The 21,996-nt window shown below is 56.6% G+C and carries 23 protein-coding genes; 16 read left to right on the top strand and 7 right to left on the bottom strand.

What is annotated here, in order from left to right:
* From H8F21_RS14945 to H8F21_RS14930, 4 genes are all read left to right on the top strand, one after another.
* A partial coding sequence (locus H8F21_RS14945; protein WP_031972817.1) for a dihydropteroate synthase occupies nucleotides 1–438 on the top strand: 438 nt, incomplete at its 5' end.
* A 127-nt stretch (nucleotides 439–565) separates the two neighbouring features.
* Nucleotides 566–1,066: a GNAT family N-acetyltransferase gene (locus H8F21_RS14940; protein ID WP_000376623.1), complete on the top strand. Its 501-nt coding sequence runs from the start codon at nucleotides 566–568 to the stop codon at nucleotides 1,064–1,066.
* 506 nt (nucleotides 1,067–1,572) lie between these two features.
* Entirely contained in the window at nucleotides 1,573–2,337 is a 765-nt protein-coding gene (locus tag H8F21_RS14935; RefSeq protein ID WP_001389365.1) for an IS6-like element IS6100 family transposase, read from the top strand.
* A gap of 556 nt (nucleotides 2,338–2,893) precedes the next feature.
* The gene (locus H8F21_RS14930; protein ID WP_003090759.1) at nucleotides 2,894–4,381 is read left to right on the top strand and encodes a SulP family inorganic anion transporter; all 1,488 of its coding nucleotides are present in this window, start codon (nucleotides 2,894–2,896) and stop codon (nucleotides 4,379–4,381) included.
* Between the two features lie 62 nt (nucleotides 4,382–4,443).
* Here the strand turns inward: H8F21_RS14930 and H8F21_RS14925 are convergent, their stop codons facing one another.
* Nucleotides 4,444–7,329: a Tn3 family transposase gene (locus tag H8F21_RS14925; RefSeq protein ID WP_010794533.1), complete on the bottom strand. Its 2,886-nt coding sequence runs from the start codon at nucleotides 7,327–7,329 to the stop codon at nucleotides 4,444–4,446.
* Nucleotides 7,330–7,454: 125 nt separating this feature from the next.
* Here H8F21_RS14925 and H8F21_RS14920 point away from each other — a divergent pair, with 125 nt between their 5' ends.
* The 8 genes from H8F21_RS14920 (at nucleotide 7,455) to H8F21_RS14885 (ending at nucleotide 14,426) form a co-directional block, all read left to right on the top strand.
* Entirely contained in the window at nucleotides 7,455–8,069 is a 615-nt protein-coding gene (locus tag H8F21_RS14920; protein WP_000904906.1) for a recombinase family protein, read from the top strand.
* Nucleotides 8,070–8,134: 65 nt separating this feature from the next.
* The gene (gene aph(3'')-Ib / locus H8F21_RS14915; RefSeq protein WP_010794532.1) at nucleotides 8,135–8,938 is read left to right on the top strand and encodes an aminoglycoside O-phosphotransferase APH(3'')-Ib; all 804 of its coding nucleotides are present in this window, start codon (nucleotides 8,135–8,137) and stop codon (nucleotides 8,936–8,938) included.
* Nucleotides 8,938–9,774, top strand: a complete 837-nt coding sequence (locus tag H8F21_RS14910) for an aminoglycoside O-phosphotransferase APH(6)-Id (RefSeq protein ID WP_000480968.1) — start codon at nucleotides 8,938–8,940, stop codon at nucleotides 9,772–9,774. The genes aph(3'')-Ib and H8F21_RS14910 overlap by 1 nt, the downstream gene beginning before the upstream one ends.
* 108 nt (nucleotides 9,775–9,882) lie before the next feature.
* Nucleotides 9,883–10,722 (top strand): universal stress protein, encoded by an 840-nt coding sequence (locus H8F21_RS14905; protein WP_026014172.1) that lies wholly within the window; start codon nucleotides 9,883–9,885, stop codon nucleotides 10,720–10,722.
* Nucleotides 10,722–11,081, top strand: coding sequence for a TraR/DksA family transcriptional regulator (locus tag H8F21_RS14900; protein ID WP_003090764.1), 360 nt, complete (start codon nucleotides 10,722–10,724; stop codon nucleotides 11,079–11,081). The genes H8F21_RS14905 and H8F21_RS14900 overlap by 1 nt, the downstream gene beginning before the upstream one ends.
* Before the next feature lie 45 nt (nucleotides 11,082–11,126).
* Nucleotides 11,127–12,089 (top strand): SdiA-regulated domain-containing protein, encoded by a 963-nt coding sequence (locus H8F21_RS14895; protein WP_010794530.1) that lies wholly within the window; start codon nucleotides 11,127–11,129, stop codon nucleotides 12,087–12,089.
* 165 nt (nucleotides 12,090–12,254) lie between these two features.
* Nucleotides 12,255–13,286, top strand: coding sequence for a hypothetical protein (locus tag H8F21_RS14890; protein ID WP_203584771.1), 1,032 nt, complete (start codon nucleotides 12,255–12,257; stop codon nucleotides 13,284–13,286).
* A gap of 387 nt (nucleotides 13,287–13,673) precedes the next feature.
* Nucleotides 13,674–14,426, top strand: a complete 753-nt coding sequence (locus tag H8F21_RS14885; RefSeq protein WP_203584770.1) for a hypothetical protein — start codon at nucleotides 13,674–13,676, stop codon at nucleotides 14,424–14,426.
* Nucleotides 14,427–14,592: 166 nt separating this feature from the next.
* Here H8F21_RS14885 and H8F21_RS14880 read toward each other — a convergent pair whose 3' ends face one another.
* Complete coding sequence (locus H8F21_RS14880; protein WP_203584769.1) at nucleotides 14,593–15,147, bottom strand: hypothetical protein; 555 nt, start codon at nucleotides 15,145–15,147, stop codon at nucleotides 14,593–14,595.
* A gap of 7 nt (nucleotides 15,148–15,154) precedes the next feature.
* Nucleotides 15,155–15,694, bottom strand: coding sequence for a hypothetical protein (locus H8F21_RS14875; RefSeq protein ID WP_203584768.1), 540 nt, complete (start codon nucleotides 15,692–15,694; stop codon nucleotides 15,155–15,157).
* A gap of 675 nt (nucleotides 15,695–16,369) precedes the next feature.
* On the opposite strand from H8F21_RS14875, the gene H8F21_RS14870 reads away from it, so the two are divergent.
* Together H8F21_RS14870 and H8F21_RS14865 are read left to right on the top strand one after the other, a co-directional pair.
* Nucleotides 16,370–16,738 (top strand): hypothetical protein, encoded by a 369-nt coding sequence (locus H8F21_RS14870; protein WP_203584767.1) that lies wholly within the window; start codon nucleotides 16,370–16,372, stop codon nucleotides 16,736–16,738.
* Between the two features lie 369 nt (nucleotides 16,739–17,107).
* Nucleotides 17,108–17,476, top strand: coding sequence for a hypothetical protein (locus tag H8F21_RS14865; RefSeq protein WP_203584766.1), 369 nt, complete (start codon nucleotides 17,108–17,110; stop codon nucleotides 17,474–17,476).
* Between the two features lie 132 nt (nucleotides 17,477–17,608).
* On the opposite strand, the gene H8F21_RS14860 is transcribed toward H8F21_RS14865, so the two are convergent.
* The 3 genes from H8F21_RS14860 to H8F21_RS14850 all read right to left on the bottom strand — a co-directional run bounded on the left by H8F21_RS14860 (nucleotide 17,609) and on the right by H8F21_RS14850 (nucleotide 18,875).
* Entirely contained in the window at nucleotides 17,609–18,091 is a 483-nt protein-coding gene (locus H8F21_RS14860; protein ID WP_203584765.1) for a hypothetical protein, read from the bottom strand.
* A gap of 185 nt (nucleotides 18,092–18,276) precedes the next feature.
* Nucleotides 18,277–18,609 (bottom strand): nucleotidyltransferase family protein, encoded by a 333-nt coding sequence (locus H8F21_RS30030; RefSeq protein WP_413243040.1) that lies wholly within the window; start codon nucleotides 18,607–18,609, stop codon nucleotides 18,277–18,279.
* Between the two features lie 62 nt (nucleotides 18,610–18,671).
* Nucleotides 18,672–18,875, bottom strand: coding sequence for a hypothetical protein (locus H8F21_RS14850; RefSeq protein ID WP_203584763.1), 204 nt, complete (start codon nucleotides 18,873–18,875; stop codon nucleotides 18,672–18,674).
* 254 nt (nucleotides 18,876–19,129) lie between these two features.
* Here H8F21_RS14850 and H8F21_RS14845 point away from each other — a divergent pair, with 254 nt between their 5' ends.
* Entirely contained in the window at nucleotides 19,130–20,065 is a 936-nt protein-coding gene (locus H8F21_RS14845; RefSeq protein ID WP_203584762.1) for a restriction endonuclease, read from the top strand.
* A 446-nt stretch (nucleotides 20,066–20,511) separates the two neighbouring features.
* Nucleotides 20,512–20,712, top strand: a complete 201-nt coding sequence (locus H8F21_RS14840; protein WP_203584761.1) for a hypothetical protein — start codon at nucleotides 20,512–20,514, stop codon at nucleotides 20,710–20,712.
* Between the two features lie 131 nt (nucleotides 20,713–20,843).
* Here H8F21_RS14840 and H8F21_RS14835 read toward each other — a convergent pair whose 3' ends face one another.
* A complete protein-coding gene (locus H8F21_RS14835; RefSeq protein ID WP_203584760.1) occupies nucleotides 20,844–21,944 on the bottom strand; it encodes a hypothetical protein in 1,101 nt (366 codons plus the stop codon).
* Nucleotides 21,945–21,996 lie beyond the last annotated feature (52 nt).

The raw sequence follows: 21,996 nt of genomic DNA, 5'->3' as shown, positions 1-21,996 counted from the left end.
ACCCGCACCGGTCACCTTCGACCCGAAGACGCGCTCGACGAGATTGTGCGGTTCTTCGAGGCGCGGGTTTCCGCCTTGCGACGGAGCGGGGTCGCTGCCGACCGGCTCATCCTCGATCCGGGGATGGGATTTTTCTTGAGCCCCGCACCGGAAACATCGCTGCACGTGCTGTCGAACCTTCAAAAGCTGAAGTCGGCGTTGGGGCTTCCGCTATTGGTCTCGGTGTCGCGGAAATCCTTCTTGGGCGCCACCGTTGGCCTTCCTGTAAAGGATCTGGGTCCAGCGAGCCTTGCGGCGGAACTTCACGCGATCGGCAATGGCGCTGACTACGTCCGCACCCACGCGCCTGGAGATCTGCGAAGCGCAATCACCTTCTCGGAAACCCTCGCGAAATTTCGCAGTCGCGACGCCAGAGACCGAGGGTTAGATCATGCCTAGCATTCACCTTCCGGCCGCCCGCTAGCGGACCCTGGTCAGGTTCCGCGAAGGTGGGCGCAGACATGCTGGGCTCGTCAGGATCAAACTGCACTATGAGGCGGCGGTTCATACCGCGCCAGGGGAGCGAATGGACAGCGAGGAGCCTCCGAACGTTCGGGTCGCCTGCTCGGGTGATATCGACGAGGTTGTGCGGCTGATGCACGACGCTGCGGCGTGGATGTCCGCCAAGGGAACGCCCGCCTGGGACGTCGCGCGGATCGACCGGACATTCGCGGAGACCTTCGTCCTGAGATCCGAGCTCCTAGTCGCGAGTTGCAGCGACGGCATCGTCGGCTGTTGCACCTTGTCGGCCGAGGATCCCGAGTTCTGGCCCGACGCCCTCAAGGGGGAGGCCGCATATCTGCACAAGCTCGCGGTGCGACGGACACATGCGGGCCGGGGTGTCAGCTCCGCGCTGATCGAGGCTTGCCGCCATGCCGCGCGAACGCAGGGGTGCGCCAAGCTGCGGCTCGACTGCCACCCGAACCTGCGTGGCCTATACGAGCGGCTCGGATTCACCCACGTCGACACTTTCAATCCCGGCTGGGATCCAACCTTCATCGCAGAACGCCTAGAACTCGAAATCTAACGTCCGTTCGGGCATCGAGGTCCATGTCGGGGTGGGACGGGCCCGTGGCTTCAAGATCACTTGCAGTCCGACCGCGATGTCTTGGTTGCGCGAGAGGTTGTCGATATCCTCCACTTCCATCATCAACCCTGGATAATGCCGCCGCCGTCATCGCCGCCGACGCCCGTGCCGGGCTTTTCGGGCCTGTCAGGCTTGCTCGGCCTTCAGCCTGCCTGGGCGAGATCTCCGGCGGACGGATTAACGGCGGAGCTTCGCCGCCTTTCGTGCGTGTGAAGGCCGAAGATAGTTCTCTCAAAAACATCCGTTTATGAGAGATACCAAATGTCATTTTCAGAAGACGACTGCACCAGTTGATTGGGCGTAATGGCTGTTGTGCAGCCAGCTCCTGACAGTTCAATATCAGAAGTGATCTGCACCAATCTCGACTATGCTCAATACTCGTGTGGGCTCTGTTGCAAAAATCGTGAAGCTTGAGCATGCTTGGCGGAGATTGGACGGACGGAACGATGACGGATTTCAAGTGGCGCCATTTCCAGGGTGATGTGATCCTGTGGGCGGTGCGCTGGTATTGTCGCTATCCGATCAGCTATCGCGACCTTGAGGAAATGCTGGCGGAACGCGGCATTTCGGTCGACCATACGACGATCTATCGCTGGGTCCAGTGCTACGCCCCGGAGATGGAGAAGCGGCTGCGCTGGTTCTGGCGGCGTGGCTTTGATCCGAGCTGGCGCCTGGATGAAACCTACGTCAAGGTGCGGGGCAAGTGGACCTACCTGTACCGGGCAGTCGACAAGCGGGGCGACACGATCGATTTCTACCTGTCGCCGACCCGCAGCGCCAAGGCAGCGAAGCGGTTCCTGGGCAAGGCCCTGCGAGGCCTGAAGCACTGGGAAAAGCCTGCCACGCTCAATACCGACAAAGCGCCGAGCTATGGTGCAGCGATCACCGAATTGAAGCGCGAAGGAAAGCTGGACCGGGAGACGGCCCACCGGCAGGTGAAGTATCTCAATAACGTGATCGAGGCCGATCACGGAAAGCTCAAGATACTGATCAAGCCGGTGCGCGGTTTCAAATCGATCCCCACGGCCTATGCCACGATCAAGGGATTCGAAGTCATGCGAGCCCTGCGCAAAGGACAGGCTCGCCCCTGGTGCCTGCAGCCCGGCATCAGGGGCGAGGTGCGCCTTGTGGAGAGAGCTTTTGGCATTGGGCCCTCGGCGCTGACGGAGGCCATGGGCATGCTCAACCACCATTTCGCAGCAGCCGCCTGATCGGCGCAGAGCGACAGCCTACCTCTGACTGCCGCCAATCTTTGCAACAGAGCCTCCGTCGCCATGCTCACCTCGCTTTGGTGCACACGAGTATTGAGCATAGTCGAGATTGGTGCAGATCACTTCTGATATTGAACTGTCAGGAGCTGGCTGCACAACAGCCATTACGCCCAATCAACTGGTGCAGTCGTCTTCTGAAAATGACACAGTTAGGGTATAGCTCAGGCTGACATCCAAACAGGACGCCCTAGTCCGGGGGTGACTCGCAGAAATTGCCCTCTTCCTGTAGACTGTTGCGGCCATTGAGTTACTAAAGACACTCGATAAGACCTCATGCTTACCCTGCAAAACATGATCTGGCTGCCTACGCCGCCATAGCGCTTCGCCCCCCCGCATCATCTGTGACTGCTTGCTCTGCCAGCGGTCGCTTTCTGCTGTGCTTTAGGTTTTAACACCCGCCACAGCTCCTCTACATCCGACATTTGACCTCGTATCGACCAGCTGCACTTGGCCTGCGCCATGCTGTGCTGCGCGATCCATTGCCTTGGGAATTCTGATGCTCCACTCGTTAAAACAAACCTGGTTATCCAACATCCGTGGCGACATCCTCGCCGGTCTTGTGGTCGCACTGGCCCTAATCCCTGAAGCCATCGCCTTCTCGATCATTGCTGGCGTTGACCCTAAGGTCGGCCTTTACGCCTCTTTCTGTATCGCTGTGGTGATCGCCTTTGTCGGTGGCCGCCCAGGCATGATTTCGGCCGCAACGGGTGCCATGGCACTGCTGATGGTGACTCTGGTCAAGAACCATGGTCTTGAATATCTGCTGGCCGCCACGCTGCTATGTGGCGTGCTACAAATTGCTGCTGGCTACCTGAAGCTCGGATCGCTGATGCGCTTCGTCTCGCGCTCGGTGGTGACCGGTTTTGTCAATGCACTGGCGATCCTGATTTTCATGGCTCAGCTGCCCGAGCTGACTAATGTCACCTGGCACGTCTACGCCATGACAGCCGCAGGCCTCGGCATCATCTATCTGTTCCCCTATGTCCCCAAGATCGGCAAGCTCATCCCATCGCCGCTGGTGTGCATCATCGTGCTGACCGCCGTCGCCATGTCGGTTGGTCTGGATATCCGCACGGTCGGTGATATGGGTGAACTGCCGGATACGCTACCGATCTTCCTCTGGCCTGATGTGCCGCTGACATTCGAGACGCTGGCCATCATCTTTCCTTATTCGGCAGCACTGGCTGTGGTCGGTCTGTTGGAGTCGATGATGACCGCGACCATTGTCGACGACCTGACCGACACCCCGAGTGACAAGAACCGCGAGTGCAAGGGCCAGGGCGTGGCCAACATTGCTTCGGGTCTGATCGGCGGTATGGCTGGCTGCGCGATGATTGGTCAGTCGATCATTAACGTGAAATCCGGCGGTCGTTCTCGCCTGTCGTCTCTTGCCGCAGGCGTATTTCTGCTGCTGATGGTGGTTTTCCTCGGCGACTGGCTGAAGCAGATCCCAATGGCTGCGCTGGTGGCAGTGATGATCATGGTGTCCATCGGCACCTTCAGTTGGGATTCGCTGCGCAACCTGAAGAAGCATCCGTTGTCGACCAACATTGTCATGGTCGTCACCGTGGTGGTCGTGGTGGCCACCCACAACCTGGCCTTCGGCGTGTTAGCCGGCGTGCTACTGGCTGCGATGTTCTTCGCCAACAAGGTTGGCCATTACATGGCGATCAGTTCTTCGCTGGACGAAGCCGGCGAGCATCGTAGCTATAACGTCACCGGTCAGGTGTTCTTCAGCTCGGCTGACAAGTTCGTCGCAGCCTTCGACTTCAAGGAAGCCCTGAACAAGGTAACCATCGACCTGAATCGTGCACACTTCTGGGATATCACCGCTGTTGCAGCCCTGGACAAGGTAGTCATTAAGTTCCGCCGTGAAGGTACTGAAGTCGAAGTGCTGGGCTTAAACGAGGCCAGCGCCACTATCGTGGATCGCTTTGGTGTTCACGATAAACCTGACGCCATTGATCAACTCATGGGCCACTGAGAAGGAGAACAACAATGACCCACGTAATTGGGGTCGTTTGCGGGAGGGGGCGGAATCCTACGCTAAGGCTTTGGCCAGCGATATTCTCCGGTGAGATTGATGTGTTCCCATCCGAGCGGCGAAACATGGGCCAAGAGATCGGGCGATAGCAGCTTTCCATCGCGTTTCTGGTTTGCAACGACCTCGCCGAGCTTCATGGTGTTCCAGAAGATGATGATGGCGGCGAGCAGATTCATGCCGGCGATGCGGTAATGCTGGCCTTCGGCGGAACGGTCGCGGATTTCACCGCGGCGGTGGAAGCTGATTGCCCGCTTCAGCGCATGATGAGCTTCGCCTTTGTTGAGCCCGATCTGGGCACGCCGTTGGAGTTCGGCATCCAGAATCCAGTCGATCATGAACAGGGTGCGCTCGACGCGACCGACTTCCCGCAGGGCTGTCGCGAGCTCGTTCTGCCGCGGATAGGAGGCGAGTTTCCGCAGAATCTGGCTTGGCGCGACGGTCCCGGCAGCAATGGTGGCGGCGATGCGCAGGATGTCGGGCCAATTGCGCTCGATCATGGCTTGGTTGACCTTTCCGCCGATCAACGCTCGCAGGTGCGCCGGGGCGGCCGACGGATTGAACGCGTAGAGCCGTTTGGATGGCAGGTCGCGGATGCGCGGAGCGAACCGGTAGCCGAGAATGGCACATGCGGCAAAGACGTGATCGGTGAAGCCGCCCGTGTCGGTGAACTGCTCGCGGATATGGCGTCCAGCATCGTTCATCAGCAGGCCATCGAGGATGTAAGCCGCTTCGCTTGCCGTTGCAGGAATCACCTGGGTTGCGAACGGCGCATATTGGTCGGAGACGTGGCTATAGGCTTTCAGGCCCGGGGTATTGCCATATTTCGCGTTGACCAGGTTCATGGCCTCACCTTGCTCTGTAGCGACGAAGAACTGTCCGTCGCTCGAAGCCGACGTGCCCATGCCCCAGAACCGGGCCATGGGTAACGCTGCCTGTGCCTCGACCACCATGGCCAGCGCCCGGTCATAGGCTTCGCCCTCGACATGCCACCGTCCAATGCGGATCAATTCCCAGAAGGTGTGGGTGTTTGTCGCATCCGCCATTTTGCGCAAGCCGAGGTTGATCCCTTCCGCCAAGATAACGTTCATTAGCCCGATCCGGTCAGCGCAGGGTGCTCCTGTGCGCAGATGGGTGAACGCTTCGGTGAAGCCGGTCGCCGCATCCACCTCCAGCAGGAGATCGGTGATGCGCGTGGGCGGGATCTGCTTGTAGAGATCGAGCACCAGATCTTCGGCGCCTGTCGGCGCGGCGGCTTCGAGTTTCTCGATATGCAGAACGCCGTTCTCAATCGACCCGCCCGGGATCGTGCCTGCGCGAGCGGCACGGCCAAGCTCGCGCAACCGCATGTCGAGGCGAGCTTGCCGGTCTGCCAGCCATTCCTCCGGCCGCAATGGCACAGCGAGACGACCGCCTTCCGCGATGGCTTGTGCCGGAACGAGTGCGTGTTTCAGATCGCCATAGCGCCGGGACCTAGTAAGCCAGACATCTCCGGAGCGGAACGCATCGCGCAGATGGAACAGCACCGCGATCTCCCATAGGCGAGCGTCGCCAGCCCTCTGGGCCCGAAGGTGGCGATGCCATTTCGAGCTGGGCCGCAAGAAGCTGGTCATCGCGGCATCGTTCAAACCGGTACGAAGGACCGTCACCGCTTCCAGAAGCGGCAGTGCAACGGGCGCAGCTCGCAGATCGAGCAGGCGCAACATGCGTGGAGTGAATCGGCGGAAGCGGTGATAACCGTCGAGCACATGATTGAGCGGATCGTCGGCCATGGTGGCGGTCAGCCTGATTGCCATTGCAACAAGGGTTTTTAAGCCGTCCCACCCTGACCCACTCGCGATGACATCGCCCAGCGGCTGGCCATCATCCTGTGCATCGACCAGGGCGCCCCCGATCTCGGCGAAGGATTTCAGGGTGTCACGCACCACCCCCGCTTCGTCTGCGACCTTTGCATGGCAAATACGCTCCGAAGCACGGTAGAGACGGCCGACGATCCGGTCGTGGGTTTCGACCACTGCGTCGGCCAACATCGCCTGCCATTCCGAGACGCAAACAGCCAAGATCGCAAGCCGCCTGTCCTCCGGGAGATCGCGCATGCCGTCGGCATAATACCGTTCACCCTGCCTGCGCAGACGAGTCACCCGATGGGCAGGAACGCCGGCAAGCAGATCCTCGGGGAGATCGACGCGTTGCAGATATTCGAGCCGGTCGAGCAGCCGGTTGGCCGACGAAGAGTTCGAGCCAGGCTCGAACTGGCGCAGCCACACAAAACGGGTCACCCGATCATCAGCCGTCTCCTCGAGCAATGCCAGCAACTGTTCTCGGATCGGCATAGGCAGCCGACTGGCGATCCTCGTCTCGATGCGTCGCTCGGCATCGACGAGAGCCGCGGCACAAAGCCGCTCGATCGTGGATGTCGCGGGAAGGACAGTGCGGGTGCGTCGGCACTCGGCTACGAAGCGACGGGCGATATCCTCGTTCGACACCGCCATCTCGGCTTCTCGGAACAACCATTCCTTCAGCTCCCTCGCACCACGTCCGGAGAAGGTGCGGAAGCCGTAGAGCCCCCGTAACTCGGCAAGATGCTCGTGCCGTGTTTCCTCGCGGGCAGCATAGTCTACGAGATCGTCGGCACCCAGGCCAAGCTGCGCTCCGATAAATTCGATGACCTCTGCAGGGATCAGTTCGCCTGGAGCCAGCACCCGGCCGGGATAGCGCAGGACACACAATTGCAGGGCGAAGCCGAACCTGTTGTGAGCGCGCCGACGCAGCCTGATATGCCCAAGGTCTTCATCACTCAGCGTATAGTGCTTGAGCAAATCCGTCTGTGAAGTCGGCAAGCGCAACAGCGCGTCTTTCTGCCGATCGGTTAGAGTGACGCGACGCGGCATACATGTTCCTTTTTCAAAATCTGATAGCGTTCAAGACGCTTTATTTATGAAGCTGGTTGAGATACATTTCCAGAGGTCAATGCAATCGTGGCCGAAGCGCCGCCTCAAACCAACGTTTGTGATACATGCTGATCGGATATGCCCGCGTCTCCAAAGCCGATGGCTCGCAGTCTCTCGACCTGCAGCACGACGCCTTGCGCGCCGCAGGTGTCGAACGGGACAATATCTATGATGATCTTGCTTCCGGCGGTCGTGATGATCGCCCTGGCTTGACTGCCTGCCTCAAGTCATTGCGTGACGGCGATGTGCTGGTGGTCTGGAAGCTCGATCGCCTCGGACGATCGCTTGCCCATCTGGTCAACACGGTGAAGGAGCTGTCAGACCGCAAGATCGGCCTGCGGGTTCTGACTGGAAAGGGCGCTCAGATCGACACCACGACTGCGTCCGGTCGCATGGTGTTCGGAATCTTCGCCACCTTAGCCGAGTTCGAGCGGGATCTGATCCGAGAGCGCACCATGGCGGGTCTCGCCTCCGCGAGAGCGCGCGGTCGCAAGGGCGGACGAAAATTCGCGCTCACCAAAGCTCAGGTGCGTCTCGCGCAAGCCGCCATGGCCCAGCGCGATACTTCAGTTTCCGATCTCTGCAAGGAACTCGGCATCGAGCGCGTCACTCTCTACCGATATGTCGGTCCCAAAGGCGAGCTCAGAGACCATGGAAAGCATGTTCTCGGACTTACGTAGCAACTCGTTTCTTTTCGCAGGTTGAGCCACCTCCGCGCTTCATCAGAAAACTGAAGGAACCTCCATTGAATCGAACTAATATTTTTTTTGGTGAATCGCATTCTGACTGGTTGCCTGTCAGAGGCGGAGAATCTGGTGATTTTGTTTTTCGACGTGGTGACGGGCATGCCTTCGCGAAAATCGCACCTGCTTCCCGCCGCGGTGAGCTCGCTGGAGAGCGTGACCGCCTCATTTGGCTCAAAGGTCGAGGTGTGGCTTGCCCCGAGGTGATCAACTGGCAGGAGGAACAGGAGGGTGCATGCTTGGTGATAACGGCAATTCCGGGAGTACCGGCGGCTGATCTGTCTGGAGCGGATTTGCTCAAAGCGTGGCCGTCAATGGGGCAGCAACTTGGCGCTGTTCACAGCCTATTGGTTGATCAATGTCCGTTTGAGCGCAGGCTGTCGCGAATGTTCGGACGCGCCGTTGATGTGGTGTCCCGCAATGCCGTCAATCCCGACTTCTTACCGGACGAGGACAAGAGTACGCCGCAGCTCGATCTTTTGGCTCGTGTCGAACGAGAGCTACCGGTGCGGCTCGACCAAGAGCGCACCGATATGGTTGTTTGCCATGGTGATCCCTGCATGCCGAACTTCATGGTGGACCCTAAAACTCTTCAATGCACGGGTCTGATCGACCTTGGGCGGCTCGGAACAGCAGATCGCTATGCCGATTTGGCACTCATGATTGCTAACGCCGAAGAGAACTGGGCAGCGCCAGATGAAGCAGAGCGCGCCTTCGCTGTCCTATTCAATGTATTGGGGATCGAAGCCCCCGACCGCGAACGCCTTGCCTTCTATCTGCGATTGGACCCTCTGACTTGGGGTTGATGTTCATGCCGCCTGTTTTTCCTGCTCATTGGCACGTTTCGCAACCTGTTCTCATTGCGGACACCTTTTCCAGCCTCGTTTGGAAAGTTTCATTGCCAGACGGGACTCCTGCAATCGTCAAGGGATTGAAACCTATAGAAGACATTGCTGATGAACTGCGCGGGGCCGACTATCTGGTATGGCGCAATGGGAGGGGAGCAGTCCGGTTGCTCGGTCGTGAGAACAATCTGATGTTGCTCGAATATGCCGGGGAGCGAATGCTCTCTCACATCGTTGCCGAGCACGGCGACTACCAGGCGACCGAAATTGCAGCGGAACTAATGGCGAAGCTGTATGCCGCATCTGAGGAACCCCTGCCTTCTGCCCTTCTCCCGATCCGGGATCGCTTTGCAGCTTTGTTTCAGCGGGCGCGCGATGATCAAAACGCAGGTTGTCAAACTGACTACGTCCACGCGGCGATTATAGCCGATCAAATGATGAGCAATGCCTCGGAACTGCGTGGGCTACATGGCGATCTGCATCATGAAAACATCATGTTCTCCAGTCGCGGCTGGCTGGTGATAGATCCCGTCGGTCTGGTCGGTGAAGTGGGCTTTGGCGCCGCCAATATGTTCTACGATCCGGCTGACAGAGACGACCTTTGTCTCGATCCCAGACGCATTGCACAGATGGCGGACGCATTCTCTCGTGCGCTGGACGTCGATCCGCGTCGCCTGCTCGACCAGGCGTACGCTTATGGGTGCCTTTCCGCAGCTTGGAACGCGGATGGAGAAGAGGAGCAACGCGATCTAGCTATCGCGGCCGCGATCAAGCAGGTGCGACAGACGTCATACTAGATATCAAGCGACTTCTCCTATCCCCTCGGAACACATCAATCTTACCGGAGAATATCGTTGGCCAAAGCCTTAGCGTAGGATTTCGCCCTCTCCCGCAAACGACCCCTAATTGCCTGTATCGACGGTTCCACCTCGGCTCCAGCTGTTTGCGACTACGCGGCCTGGGCCAGTCTGAGCCTGGAAGCGCCGCTGACCTTCCTGCATGTGCTGGATCAGCGCCAGTATCCGGTTGCAGCAGATTTGAGTGGCAACATTGGCCTTGGCAGCCGCGAGCACCTGCTTGATGAGCTTGCTTCCCTGGATGAACAGCGCGGCAAGTTGGCCCTTGAACAAGGGCGAATCATGCTTGCAGCCGCGAAAGAACGGGCCGTGAATGATGGTGTGCGCGCACCGGAGTCCAAGCAGCGACATGGCGATTTACTGGAGAGCTTGCAAGAGCTGCAAAGTGAAACGCGCTTGCTGGTTATCGGTCGCCAGGGCGAGTCTAGTGGCGGTCTGAGTCAGCATGTCGGAAGCCAGCTGGAAAGCGTTATTCGTATCATGCACCGGCCAATCCTGGTCACCCCGGCCAACTTCCAAAAGCCCAAGAGCGCGATGCTGGCATTCGATGGCGGCGCTACAACCCGCAAGGGTGTGGAGATGCTGGCAGCCAGCCCGCTGCTGAAGGGGCTGCCGATCCATCTGGTCATGGTTGGGCCCGTGAACGACGAAGCGTCCGCGCAGCTGGACTGGGCGCAGAAAGTGCTGATCAACGCCGGATTTACCGTTCGCGCTGAGACTCGGAGCGGTGAAATAGAACGTACCCTGCACGCCTATCAGAAAGAGCATGGCATCGATCTGCTAGTGATGGGGGCTTATGGACACTCACGTATCCGGCAGTTCCTGGTCGGCAGCACCACTACCAGCATGCTCCGTACCACCACCAGTCCGCTGTTACTGCTGCGCTAATGAGCCTGGACGACGCCCTCGATCTTGCCCATTTCAAGACCCTACTGGAACAGCGGGCTGCCGAGCTGGATCGATTGCTGGGAGACGCTGAGTCTCGCTCGCAATCGGTAGAGCTGGATCAAAGCAAGGTGGGGCGTCTATCGAGAATGGACGCACTCCAGCAACAAGCGATGAACGATGCGATCCGCAGTCGTGCACGGCATGAACGTGTCCGTCTCCAACTGGCCCTCAAGCGCTGGCACGAGGGCGACTATGGCTGGTGTAACCAATGCGGCGAGTTGATCGCCTCGGGCCGTCTGGAGTTCGATCCGGCCACGCCGTTGTGTATCACCTGTGCCAGCCGCGCCGAGTCGGGTTGAAACCATCACGGCTCGTGGCGTCAGTCTGATTTAACGAGGCTTCTAATGTATTTGATGGCTAAAAACTGGCTGGGCCGAACACGGAAAGTAAGTGTTTGGATGTGGGCGCTTGTATGCCTTGTGTTGCTCACCGTATTCCAAGTACGTACTCATCACCTTGATGATCGTCTGTACTTTTGGATCAAGACCCACTGGCACACAGACGATTGGCAGGAGCGCTCTGTGTGGCTGCCTGGCTATCGGGTTGAGCTGGATGCTAAGGCGGTTCCCGGTGTGGACAACAACCTTTCGGGCCTGACCTTCGATCCTGACCTAAATCTGCTGTGGGCGGTTACCAATGGCCCGAACGAGCTGCTGGCCCTCAGTCGTGACGGTGACGTGGAGCGACGTTACAGCCTGGATGGCTTCCACGACGTGGAAGCGGTGTCCTATGCCGGCAACGGTCAACTGGTCATTGCCGAAGAGCGGCGGCAGAGCCTGGTTATCGTGGATATCCCCATCGACGAATACGGTAAGCTTTCTCCTGATCGACCATTGAGCCTAGACCAGTATTCAGCGCTAACCTTGGCGCTTGGCAAGGAGGACAACAAAGGCCTTGAAGGGCTCGCCTACGACCTAAAAGGTGATCGTTTGTTTGTGACCAAGGAGCGTGACCCCCGGCAATTACTGGAAGTGAGCGGCCTTCGTGCCAGCCTGGAAGGAGGCGTTTCCCTGCACGTCCGCGACATGTCCAACCTAGTAAAAGACAAGGTGTTTGCCACTGACTTGTCTTCGGTTGTATTCGATCAACAGAGCGGCCATCTGATCCTGCTCAGCGACGAGTCGAAACTGCTGATTGAAATGACCGACGAGGGCAAGGTGGTGAGTTTCCGCTCCTTGGCGAGGGGGTTTGCTGGTTTGCTGAAAGGTATACCCCAAGCCGAAGGCGTAACCATCGACGATGAAGGGTATTTGTACGTGGTCAGCGAGCCGAACTTGTTCTATCGCTTTACCCGCGAGACAGATTGACCAGTCAACAAGCTACAGTCAGGCGTGGCCGGGACGCTTGAACTGTTAGCGTACGATTTTTTCCGAATTCTGCGGGCTCCCCTACTGGAACCTACATCTGGATCCCGAATGGCAGCATTCCGGCGAATCTCACACCGGGCGTGACGAGCAACGCTGTGGTCAGCCATGCCCCCGCAGCCTATCCGCCGGTACACATGGGGACATGTCTCCCTCGAGCAAACTCAGCTGGCAAGTCCGCACGAGCTTCTCGACTCGGTGCTCACGTTAACGGACAACGACCAGGCGGCATTCCAGGATTCGGACGGCCTGATCTCATTTGTGTACCTATCCAGCTCATTCGTTGCCAATAATCCGGAGTTCAAGACTGGTCGTGCTGTGTGCGACAAAGTCTCCAACTTCTTCGCCACGCTTCGCATCAAGGTCTTCCAGTACCTGAAAGCCAACCCTGCAAAAGTGCTCCCGGGCGACAGCGTACCAACGTCGCAATGGTCGGCATCGGTGACACACTACATGCAGTTCATGCTGGCGCAGTCCGGCGGGCTCACCAACTACCGCGTCACGACCGAGACCTACTCCGTCACGCAGGTGATTACGGAATTCAGCACGGCGTTCCTGAAGCTCATCTTCGACGCGGTCATCGTGCCGGAAGCGGTAGTCGCAGATGTCACGGCCTTCATCCAGGGAGTTGGCTCCAGTCTGCGCGCAAGCTGGGACGATCGCTCGCGCAACTACGAGACCGCGATTCTTGCGCAGTGCCATGAAGCAGTGCCTACGGACAGCACCGGCGAAACAACGGTCTACTTCCCAAAGATCAAGTACTACTACTTGTCGGTTGATTCGTCTCAGCAGGCGTTCACCTCGCCGTGCACCTCAGTTGAGAAGATCACCTTCAACTTCAAGTATGAGTACTACGTCACGGGCTTGAAGGCTTCGATTCTGGACCCGACCTCAGCTGACTATGCCAGCTTCGTTGCTTTCCTCGACAAGGCACAAGGCATCTCTTACAAGCAGGCGAACAACAATCTCGACGCTGTACTGGCAGACACGTCGTCGCCGGGCACCTCACAGACGCCTGGCGCGCTGCTCGAGCTCGATGCTGGGCAGTTGCTTGGCGTCAACCTCGTCGAGTATCCGCGCACAGTCGACACACCTCCACGTTCTATCGAGACCCTGTTGAACACGCGCCGAGCAGTGTAGGGCTACGGCCGGCCCCTTTCTGTTGAGGGGAAATGGCCAGGATTCGCCCTGGTAAACCAACCAGGGTACTCCTGGTCTTTCCTGTCTCAAGGTCTGCATGGGGCTGTTACTAAGCCGAAACACCCCGGCACGGCGAACGCGGCGAAAGATCACGCCATCGGCCAAGACGTACGCAACTGGGCTGGTGTGCTGGGGCTCGCACACCCACTTCAACCTGCAGTCGCTGAAAAGCGGTGTGATCCATGGCCAGGCCTGACCTGCGGCATAGCCGACCACCCGGGTGCGCTGTGGATTTGAGCCGAGCTTGTCTGCAGATGAGAAATCGTTATCCTAACCATGACAATTATCCTGCATTCGATCTCCGTCAAAGGTTTGGAGCAATATTCCATGGCAGTACACATCTACGAGGAATCATTGGCCAAAACCAAGATCAGCCTCGAAGCAGTCACCAAGCTGCTACGCGGTATTCGGCAAACTGCGAAAATCGCTTACCTATCGGATAAACTATCGGTCGCAGTGAGAATCAACAGTGATGAACCAGTACGTTTAGACTTCATGAGTGAGACTGGCTCCCCGCCCAATTCCGAAAATGCACACACCAAACGACTCCGGCGTTTCGAGAGGATGACCGAAGGTCTCGGACTAACATTAGTCCCAGGACCAAAGTACTGGGAGTTTTACTCTCCAGATAGCCCTGGAGCCCCTGTTGCGCGCGTGTTGCCAGGTTTTGATCGGGGTGATGGTAGCTTTCGCTGGATCAAGGCCGGCCAAGATGTTGAGTTCCCACTCCTAAAAGTGAAGCCCACCGCGTTAGAACGTGAAGCTATTCATGCTAAATTCGGCGGCTCATGCGCCTTCTGCGGAGAGGAACTGGGCGAACACTGGGGCCTTTCAGAGCAATCTTTTGCTAAACAGGAGCACTTCATATCAGTTGACTACTTTCCAAGTTGCTCTGCTTGCATCCGAAGTCGTGGGCGCAAGACCCTAGAGGGTTGGCGCAGTGACCTTGCTAAACTTACTGAGAAGCTCAATACGCACCCGTATTTCGTTACAGCGAAATCCTTCGGTTTGATTCAAGCGACAAATAATCCTGTTGCGTTCTATTTTGAACGCGTCAACGCTAATCTGCTCTCTGAGTAATCTTGGGTGGTGCTAAGCGCAGTTAGGATAAATAGCACTGTTGCGTGCTTGAGCGGTAACCATCTTGCCTTTCGTAGCCATCCCCATGCCCTGGGCCTCGCAGCCCACATCGAGACCACCTATCAGTTGAAACCTCCGCCGAAACGCAGCGGAGGTGTGCAGGTCATTACCTCGCCTTGCCAGGCTTCTTTGCTGCAGGCTTTGTAGCGGCCTTAGCCTTGGACTTGAGAGCAGGAACCAGGTGCGCAATGGATTTTGGGATCGCAAACGGCACTAACGTCGCTTCGACTGCGTTCCCCTTACCACCGTCCTTATCGATCACCTCATTCATTGCCTTGTAAAGGGCTGCCCCTGCATCCTTGATAGTTTTAGGTTCTTTGCCCACGCACGCGCCCACAAAGACAATCAGAGCAGTCACAACACGAATCGTCTTCGCAACCTTCTTGGTGTTGTGCACGAAGGTTTTAACGTCCTCGCTCAGTCTATTGATAAGGTCGATATCACCTTCTGTTTCTGCCGCGATAATTGCAATCGCGTCGTTCTGAAGGTCGCGAAACTTAAACACCAGTTCGCCCTGCTTCTTTTTCAACTGGTTGCGGGTTACTTCATCTTTTTCTTCACGAATGGCAAGCTGCAGATCTGAAATCTGGTCGAGAACCGTTTCCTTAAGTGCATACTGTGCGGCAAGCAGCTTACGCACAGATGAGTTTTTATCAGCCATAGAGCACCTATTCTATCTTGAGGATTGACTCACGCAGGTCTTTAGCCTTTTCGGCGAAATCCACCACTTCCTTCAACTGATCTTCCTTGGAGAGCGTGGCAAATTCTTTTTCCAGCTTCTCGTTAGCCGCTATCAGTGCTTCCCCTGTTTTAGAAAATTTATCAACTATATCTTTAGAACTCTCTAATTCCTTTTTTGCCGTAGTCATTCTATCAAGCAGGAATCGTGCTGCGACCACATCAACAACACCTTGCCCTTCTTTCGGTATTGTAGTGGCAGCTATGTCGTCATTCACCGCCTCATAAGCTGAATTCATGAGCTTAAGTTCTTGTTCGTATATGCTTTCAACATAACCGATCATTCCATTTATATTGTCACTCACAGCATTTTTGTGTGTACGGATTATTTCAACAGTTTTATCTTTAACCCTGGCGCTAACATATGCCTCTGTAAGAAGCTTTACCAAGCTCTCTGTCGCGTTGAGCTTATCGGCATCGACTTTTGGTTTCCCTTCTTCGGTTTTAAGCTCAGATAGGACTGTCTTCATCTTTGAAAGGTCATCGTTCAGATATTGAGGAGTGACGCCTATTGTAAGCACTAGAGCCTGAGCATAACCGTTGATGATGGAGTTGCTGACTAACGCCGACTTATTGCTCTTGTCGTAGTCATTACACTTATCAGTCCATTCTGCTACGGAAGACTGACCGACGTACTCCCCCTAGTAATAGCAAAATAGGTCTGGCTCTGCTTGCACCAACTACTCGCCTGTGCAACCACCTTGGAGTAGCTATCAGTGAACGTACTTGATGCACCTTCGAAGTTCTTGATCGTTTTAACGTTGTATCCGCACGCAGTGAGTAGTGCGAATACGCAAAGCATGCCGAGTCTGAGAATAACTCTCATAGCTGGTCCACCATGTAAGAGCGCCATCTGCTGAACCCGAACCCTTAACCAGGTTCAGGAGTCGGGCCAAAGCGGGTACCACCTCCTCCCAGGCCTATAGGCGGCTGAAGGCAACTGGCCACCTAACGACAGCAAAGACCACAGTTTGTTGCAGTGCAAGGCGGTTCAGACAGGAGATGCTTCATCCATGAGTTCCAGCGAGGTTTAGCTTGGGCTAGGAGGAGGCTTGCATCGCTAATTTCGAGGTCATGCTTAGGTTTGTTGAACGCCTGATCACGGGGTTAAATGGGTGCCCCCATCTTTAACCCAGGAGCCTCAATTGATCAGGTACCTCAAGCAACTGTACTTTGCCTCCCGCGACCTCAGCGTCCCTACCCGCTTAATTTTGATCGGGATTTGCGCTATGCCTAGCCTGGCGCTTGCACCATTGATTTTCCGTCTTGCCAGGCTTGCTAGCGTAACTGGGGCCGAAGTGGACATGTACCTGTTAGCGAAAGGTTCAATCTCCCCAGAGAAATTGCCTGAACTGAACCGCCTGACTGAGGTGATGTTTACTCAGTCGGTTGAGGTGCAGCCTCTGGTACTTACCGTGATCGGTGCGGCCTACGTGGGGGCTTTCTGCATGGCATTCCTGGCATTACCCGGGATAATAGCTGCTGTTCAAAAAATCCTGCGCTTCCGCGCTTAACGCAACATCTGTACCGCGATGCCCCCTGAGCATGCCTCGCGGTTTCTCTCATCTCCCTAACAACAGCGCAATTCTGGACGCCTATCGCACACTCCACATCGGCTGGCAATGCGTCCGTTGCTAGGAGGATCCCGGCTGACGCTCTTAACCAGCGGGCTCGATCGGAGAGCATCTAGCAGCGTAGACAACAGATGAATCTGGTTTCTGCTCCTAGCCGCCCTCACCTTGTCATTCCTCGCGGGTACACCGCTCTTTCACCGGGACATCGTGAGCAACAAGAACAAGCAAATTCCGCCGTGGTGTTTTGGTTTGGTGAGTGCCTGATCTAAGAGTCTAATGGATGCCCCGTTATCAGTCCCGGAGCTTCTGTTGATCAAGTACTTCAAGCAACTGTACATCGCCTCCCGCGACCTAACCGTCCCGGTCCGTTCAACAATGGTCGCTATTTGCGCCCTTCCGGGCCTGGCTATGCTGCCGCTGGTTCTGCACATCGCTTCCCTTGGGCCTGCAGCAAAGGCCAAAGTGGATTTGTTCTTTTTTGCAAGGGCCTCGCTTCCACAAGAGCAGCAGCCTGAGCTGGTTCGCCTGGCTGAGGTGGTTTTCTCTAACGCGGATGGTCTAAAGCCTCTTTTCTACACCATCATCGGCACGTCCTTCGTTGGGGCCGCAGCCATGACCTTTCTGATCCTCCCTGGGACCATTGCCTCAGTCCAAAAATTATTGCGCACCCGAGCGTGATGGCCATAACTGAGCCACGGTGCCCGCTCGGGTTCATCGTGGCTCCTTATCGAGGCAGCCTGACGTAGATTACGCCGGCGGCCGCTTCACAAGTCGTTGGTAGGGGCGTCACAGATCAGTTGAGCTGAATGGTCACTCGCCAACCTTCACCTCGAGCCAGCGTACTCCCATGCTGCTCTGGCGAGGCGTGATTGCACGCCGTCCGGTATTTATTGCAGTGCCCACGGGCAGCTCGTAAACCCGGTGCCCTGTCGCTACCAGTTCACTTATACACTCATCCGGTGGTGCACCGATAAAGCAGAACTCCTCCCCCCAAAACTCACGAAGGAGAATGCGAGAAACCATTTCTTGGGTAGGCTGATCAGCCATAGCGATGTAGAGCACATCATCAGGCCATGGTATGTCGGAAGCGTCTGTAACCTGTATTGGCTTGAGCCGATCTTCTTTGTGCATCTCCAGTTCGCGGTGTACAGCCATTGCAGCAACCAGCAGGTTGTCCAATGAGGACAACGTATTGCTTTGCTCCAACTCCCCGGCTGGGGGATGAAAAAGGCCGTCAGTCACGCCCTGGTCCAGAGCTGCCTTCAACACTTCAATTGAGTACTTGTGGGTCATTGTAGTGTCCTGCCCGATCGCCGGGCGAAAGTTTCTTCAGGCGAAGCCGGGTGTCCAGAAGAGTCGACGGGCATGAACGCGTGATCGATTCGGCCTGGGCTGCGCATACCGGCTCCTTTTGCATCGAGTCTCTTGGTCGGGGTTGTCGATCTGCGCCGCAATACCCTTCCCGCTTTCGTATTCTGCTAAGTGGTCGGCCCAGCTGCGGAACACTCCTCGTCATAAACCACGATGCTTGACGCCTCAATCCCCGCGTGAACACAGGGTGTTACCTCTGCGCCTCCGTACCAATTCAAATCGATGCTTACGGGGACGATCCCTGCTATTGAGGCTTTCAGTCGCCCCGCTTCACAGGTCCAGGTAGTCAATGGATCTTCATCACACGGCATGGTGACGATCTCAACCGCGACGTCCAGATCGCTGTCCGGCTGGTGAGTGCCACGGACCCGGCTCCCGAAGAGGTAGACCTTCCGAACAAGTGGTTGGGATGCAGCCCATTTCGCGATGGCTGCTGCCATTTCCTCCAGATCCAAGGTGCTTTACTCCGTTCTGTGCCGCGGACGCATTGCGTTTGGCGTCCCTAGTCTTGACGATGCTCAGCCTGTGAGCTGGTTGTAGGTAGGGGTGCTGCAGCCTGGCAGCGAGCAGCAGCCAGCTTTCCGACCAGTGAACCGATACGAGCAAGCGCCTCGATTTTAGAGGTTTCCGGCGCATTCAGAAGCCCCTTCCTAACCTCTCCGATCAGAATACGAGCTGCTGCATGTTCCTGTTGAGCGGTGATCATATTGCGGTCCTCTGAGAATGTACCTTGCAACATAACGGCCCGCCCGCCGTCGACCACCTTGATGGCGCTCCCCAGCATGCTAAGGGGTTATCAGGTGCCTGTGAGGTATCGCATTCCGCAGTCGCCCTGCAGGCCGTAAACGCTGGCTGTCATGAAAGCTCAAAGCCTGCCTGGATGTACCGCGCCATGTAGAAGGCATGACTGTACACTGGCCACCTACCCCCTCTTTCCTGGTACCGAGCAAGATCAAGTTGATGGCCAAGCGAAATTCCGATCTGAATGACCTCTTAAACATGGCGTCAAAGCTACCCTGGTGGATCAGCTTAGCCATTGCACTTGCCTCCGGCCTGTATCTTCACTCCCTGGCGACCGTACCGGAACCGCAGGCTGCCAGCGCTCCACAACTCCGTGTCATTGCGCTCGATAGCCTGGTCTACATCACCTCGCTGTATGGGCAATTTGTGGTGCCCGGGATTTTTGTCGTCGGTGCAATCGCTTCTGTCTTCCGCAAACGTAAGCGCCGGCAGTTGGTTGAATCGATCACTACACCGGCTGGCTCTCTGCTTAGCATTAGCTGGCAGGAGTTTGAGTTACTCGTAGGGGAAGCCTTGAGACGCCGCGGCTATTCGGTTCAAGAAACCGGCCAGCAAGGCCCGGACGGCGGATTCGATCTGGTGGCACGAAAAGATAACGAGGACTACCTCGTTCAGTGCAAGCACTGGCGGGCGAATCGTGTGGGTGTGCCGGTGGTACGCGAGCTGTACGGCGCGATGGCTGCGGAAGGGGCGGTTGGTGGATACGTTGTCACCAGCGGGACTTTCACACGTGAAGCACAGGACTTTGCGTCTGGCCGCAACCTGAAGCTGGTTGACGGAGTTGGGCTCAAGAAGTGGATTGACGAGGCACAGAAGCCTTCTGCCCGCGCTCCCAAGGCCGAACCGAGCAAGCGTACTGAAAAGCCGGTGCTCAAGCCGCCCAATGCAACCGGTGAGCCAAAGAACCTTGCAAAAGCATCGACGCCCTTGGGGGACGTGGTGGCGAATGCCCCAAACTGCCCGTTTTGCAGCACGACAATGATGAAGCGCGTGGCACGATCGGGTGCCAACGCCGGGGGGCACTTCTGGGGCTGTGCCAGTTACCCTAAGTGCCGCGGGATTCGACCGATATTTCCCCCGATGAACGTGCAGTAAGGCCCGTCCTGCAGCTTGTAGTCTCGCCCTCCTGATCTGCTAGCGCCAGCTCGAGAGGGCTGGCATGCAGCAAGAGCATGATCCTCCCCTACACCCTCCCGCCCCACCTTCATTAGCTGACGATTCAGCTGGATTTGATGGCCACCTGAGGAACACCCCCGAAATCAAGTCCCGCACCGTCATACTTGACCCAGGAGCCACGCTGGATTTCGGGCGGATGCTTTGGATTGTTGAATGTGAACGCAAGGAGTCTAATGTAGGCACCAGGTAGCACTCCTACCTTCAGTTGGTGTTGCGCCATAGGCCGTTATCCTGATCAGCAAACATAGGGATCAGGCATCACAACACCTGTGCTCTAGTTTTGCTTCACCATCACCCCGCCCCGCGCGGGTTTTTCATTGCCAGGGCGCGGGCTTCGCGTTCGAGAAGTTAGAAGGGTTTCGAGGATGAAGAGAAAAACTGCTTATGAGCTGGGCGTATTCGGGTTCGGGATGGTTGCCGTAGGGCTGATGGCCCCGGTTCTTCTGGGTGATGAGTCGTTGAGCAAATGGCAATTTGGTGGGCTCTCCTTGGCTGTGTTTTTGGCCATCTTTTGTGCCTGCAAATCCTTTCCCGAGAAGGAAGAATCGTCGAGCGAACAGAGCTGAAAGGATATCTGGCCAGCGCGATTGCTGATGTCTTGAGGAAGGCCTGCAGTGGCCTGGTGCTGGATCTCACCAGGCATAGAGCGATTGTGGCACGCATGGTTGCCACGCTTGCCTAGTAGAGAGCCAACACTCTATAGCTGGTCCACAGGCGCCAATAGAAATGGCGCTAAATCCTCCTCATCGTACTCCCCGTCCTCAACAGCAGTAACCACGGCCCAGCCATTTTCGGTCTCCATGGCTACAACGCTCCAGTCGTATGGATCTCCGTAATCTGAGTCGAAGCCGGACAGCAGCAATGCAATCTGTTTACACAGCTCATCGTTGCGCTCCGCTAGCCCAGACGCCCCCAGCAATCCTGGTTTCACCTTTTTATTCAACCGAATGAATTCAGTCACATCTTTACAGTTGCGGCTAATGAGTAAATCGAGCCACCGTCTTTCTTTACCCAGGTATGCCTTGCCTATAGAGCAATAGAACTTGCCGCTGGTCTCAAGTAGCTGTGGCCGGGATGAAAGCACAAGAAACCCCTGACAACCCATGAGATCCCAATCACTTACATAGTTGCCTAAGCATGCATACTGGGCGACTGCAACGGTAGGATCTTCAAAAATCCCGTCATCGAATGATGGTGACGGTAGGCAATGAACAAAATAGACGGGCATGTCTGCCCCGCCTGTTTTCGGGTCTATGAGCACGTACGAGGGAGTTCCAATCAGGCTGTCCTCATCCAGCGCTGTAGCTTGCCAGCCTAGATACCGGAAAACCTCTCCCCAAGCATGGGTATCGATCTCACTGGTAAGCGGGAACAACATACTTGAGTGTTCGGGCGAGTTTGGAGCTGCGAAAAGTTCCTCGATGTCGAATTCCTCTGGCTCCTCATAAACGTGCTGGACGTCTTCTGGCCTGAATCCAGAAAAAGGACAATTTGCAGAGGGCGAGAGTAGGTGCACTATCGCCGCTGCCAGATCAGGATGGATCTCGTACTCACCAACCAGTATTCGAAAGTACCGCTCAAGGCGCATTAGAAGCTGCTCTTGACTGAGTGACTCATCGCACTCAGAGGGTGGAAGACTACCAATGGCGAAAACCATGATGTCCCAAGAGCCGAATCCGCAGAGTGATGCCAGGATTGAGGCGCACCTATCTGATTCGTATCCACAGGACTTTTCGCATACTGCTACCCACTCTTGGGCCCGGGCGACGTCCCTCAATACGAACGGTTCAGTAGACATGGTGTGCCTCGATCATGGTTTGATTCCTAATCATAGGCACTCAAGAAGTGGC

The sequence above is a fragment of the Pseudomonas arcuscaelestis genome (genome assembly GCF_016881005.1).
Taxonomy (GTDB): Bacteria; Pseudomonadota; Gammaproteobacteria; order Pseudomonadales; family Pseudomonadaceae; genus Aquipseudomonas; species Aquipseudomonas arcuscaelestis.
The sequence above is the reverse complement of the archived record's forward strand: the minus strand, read 5'-3'. Positions and strand labels throughout refer to the sequence as shown.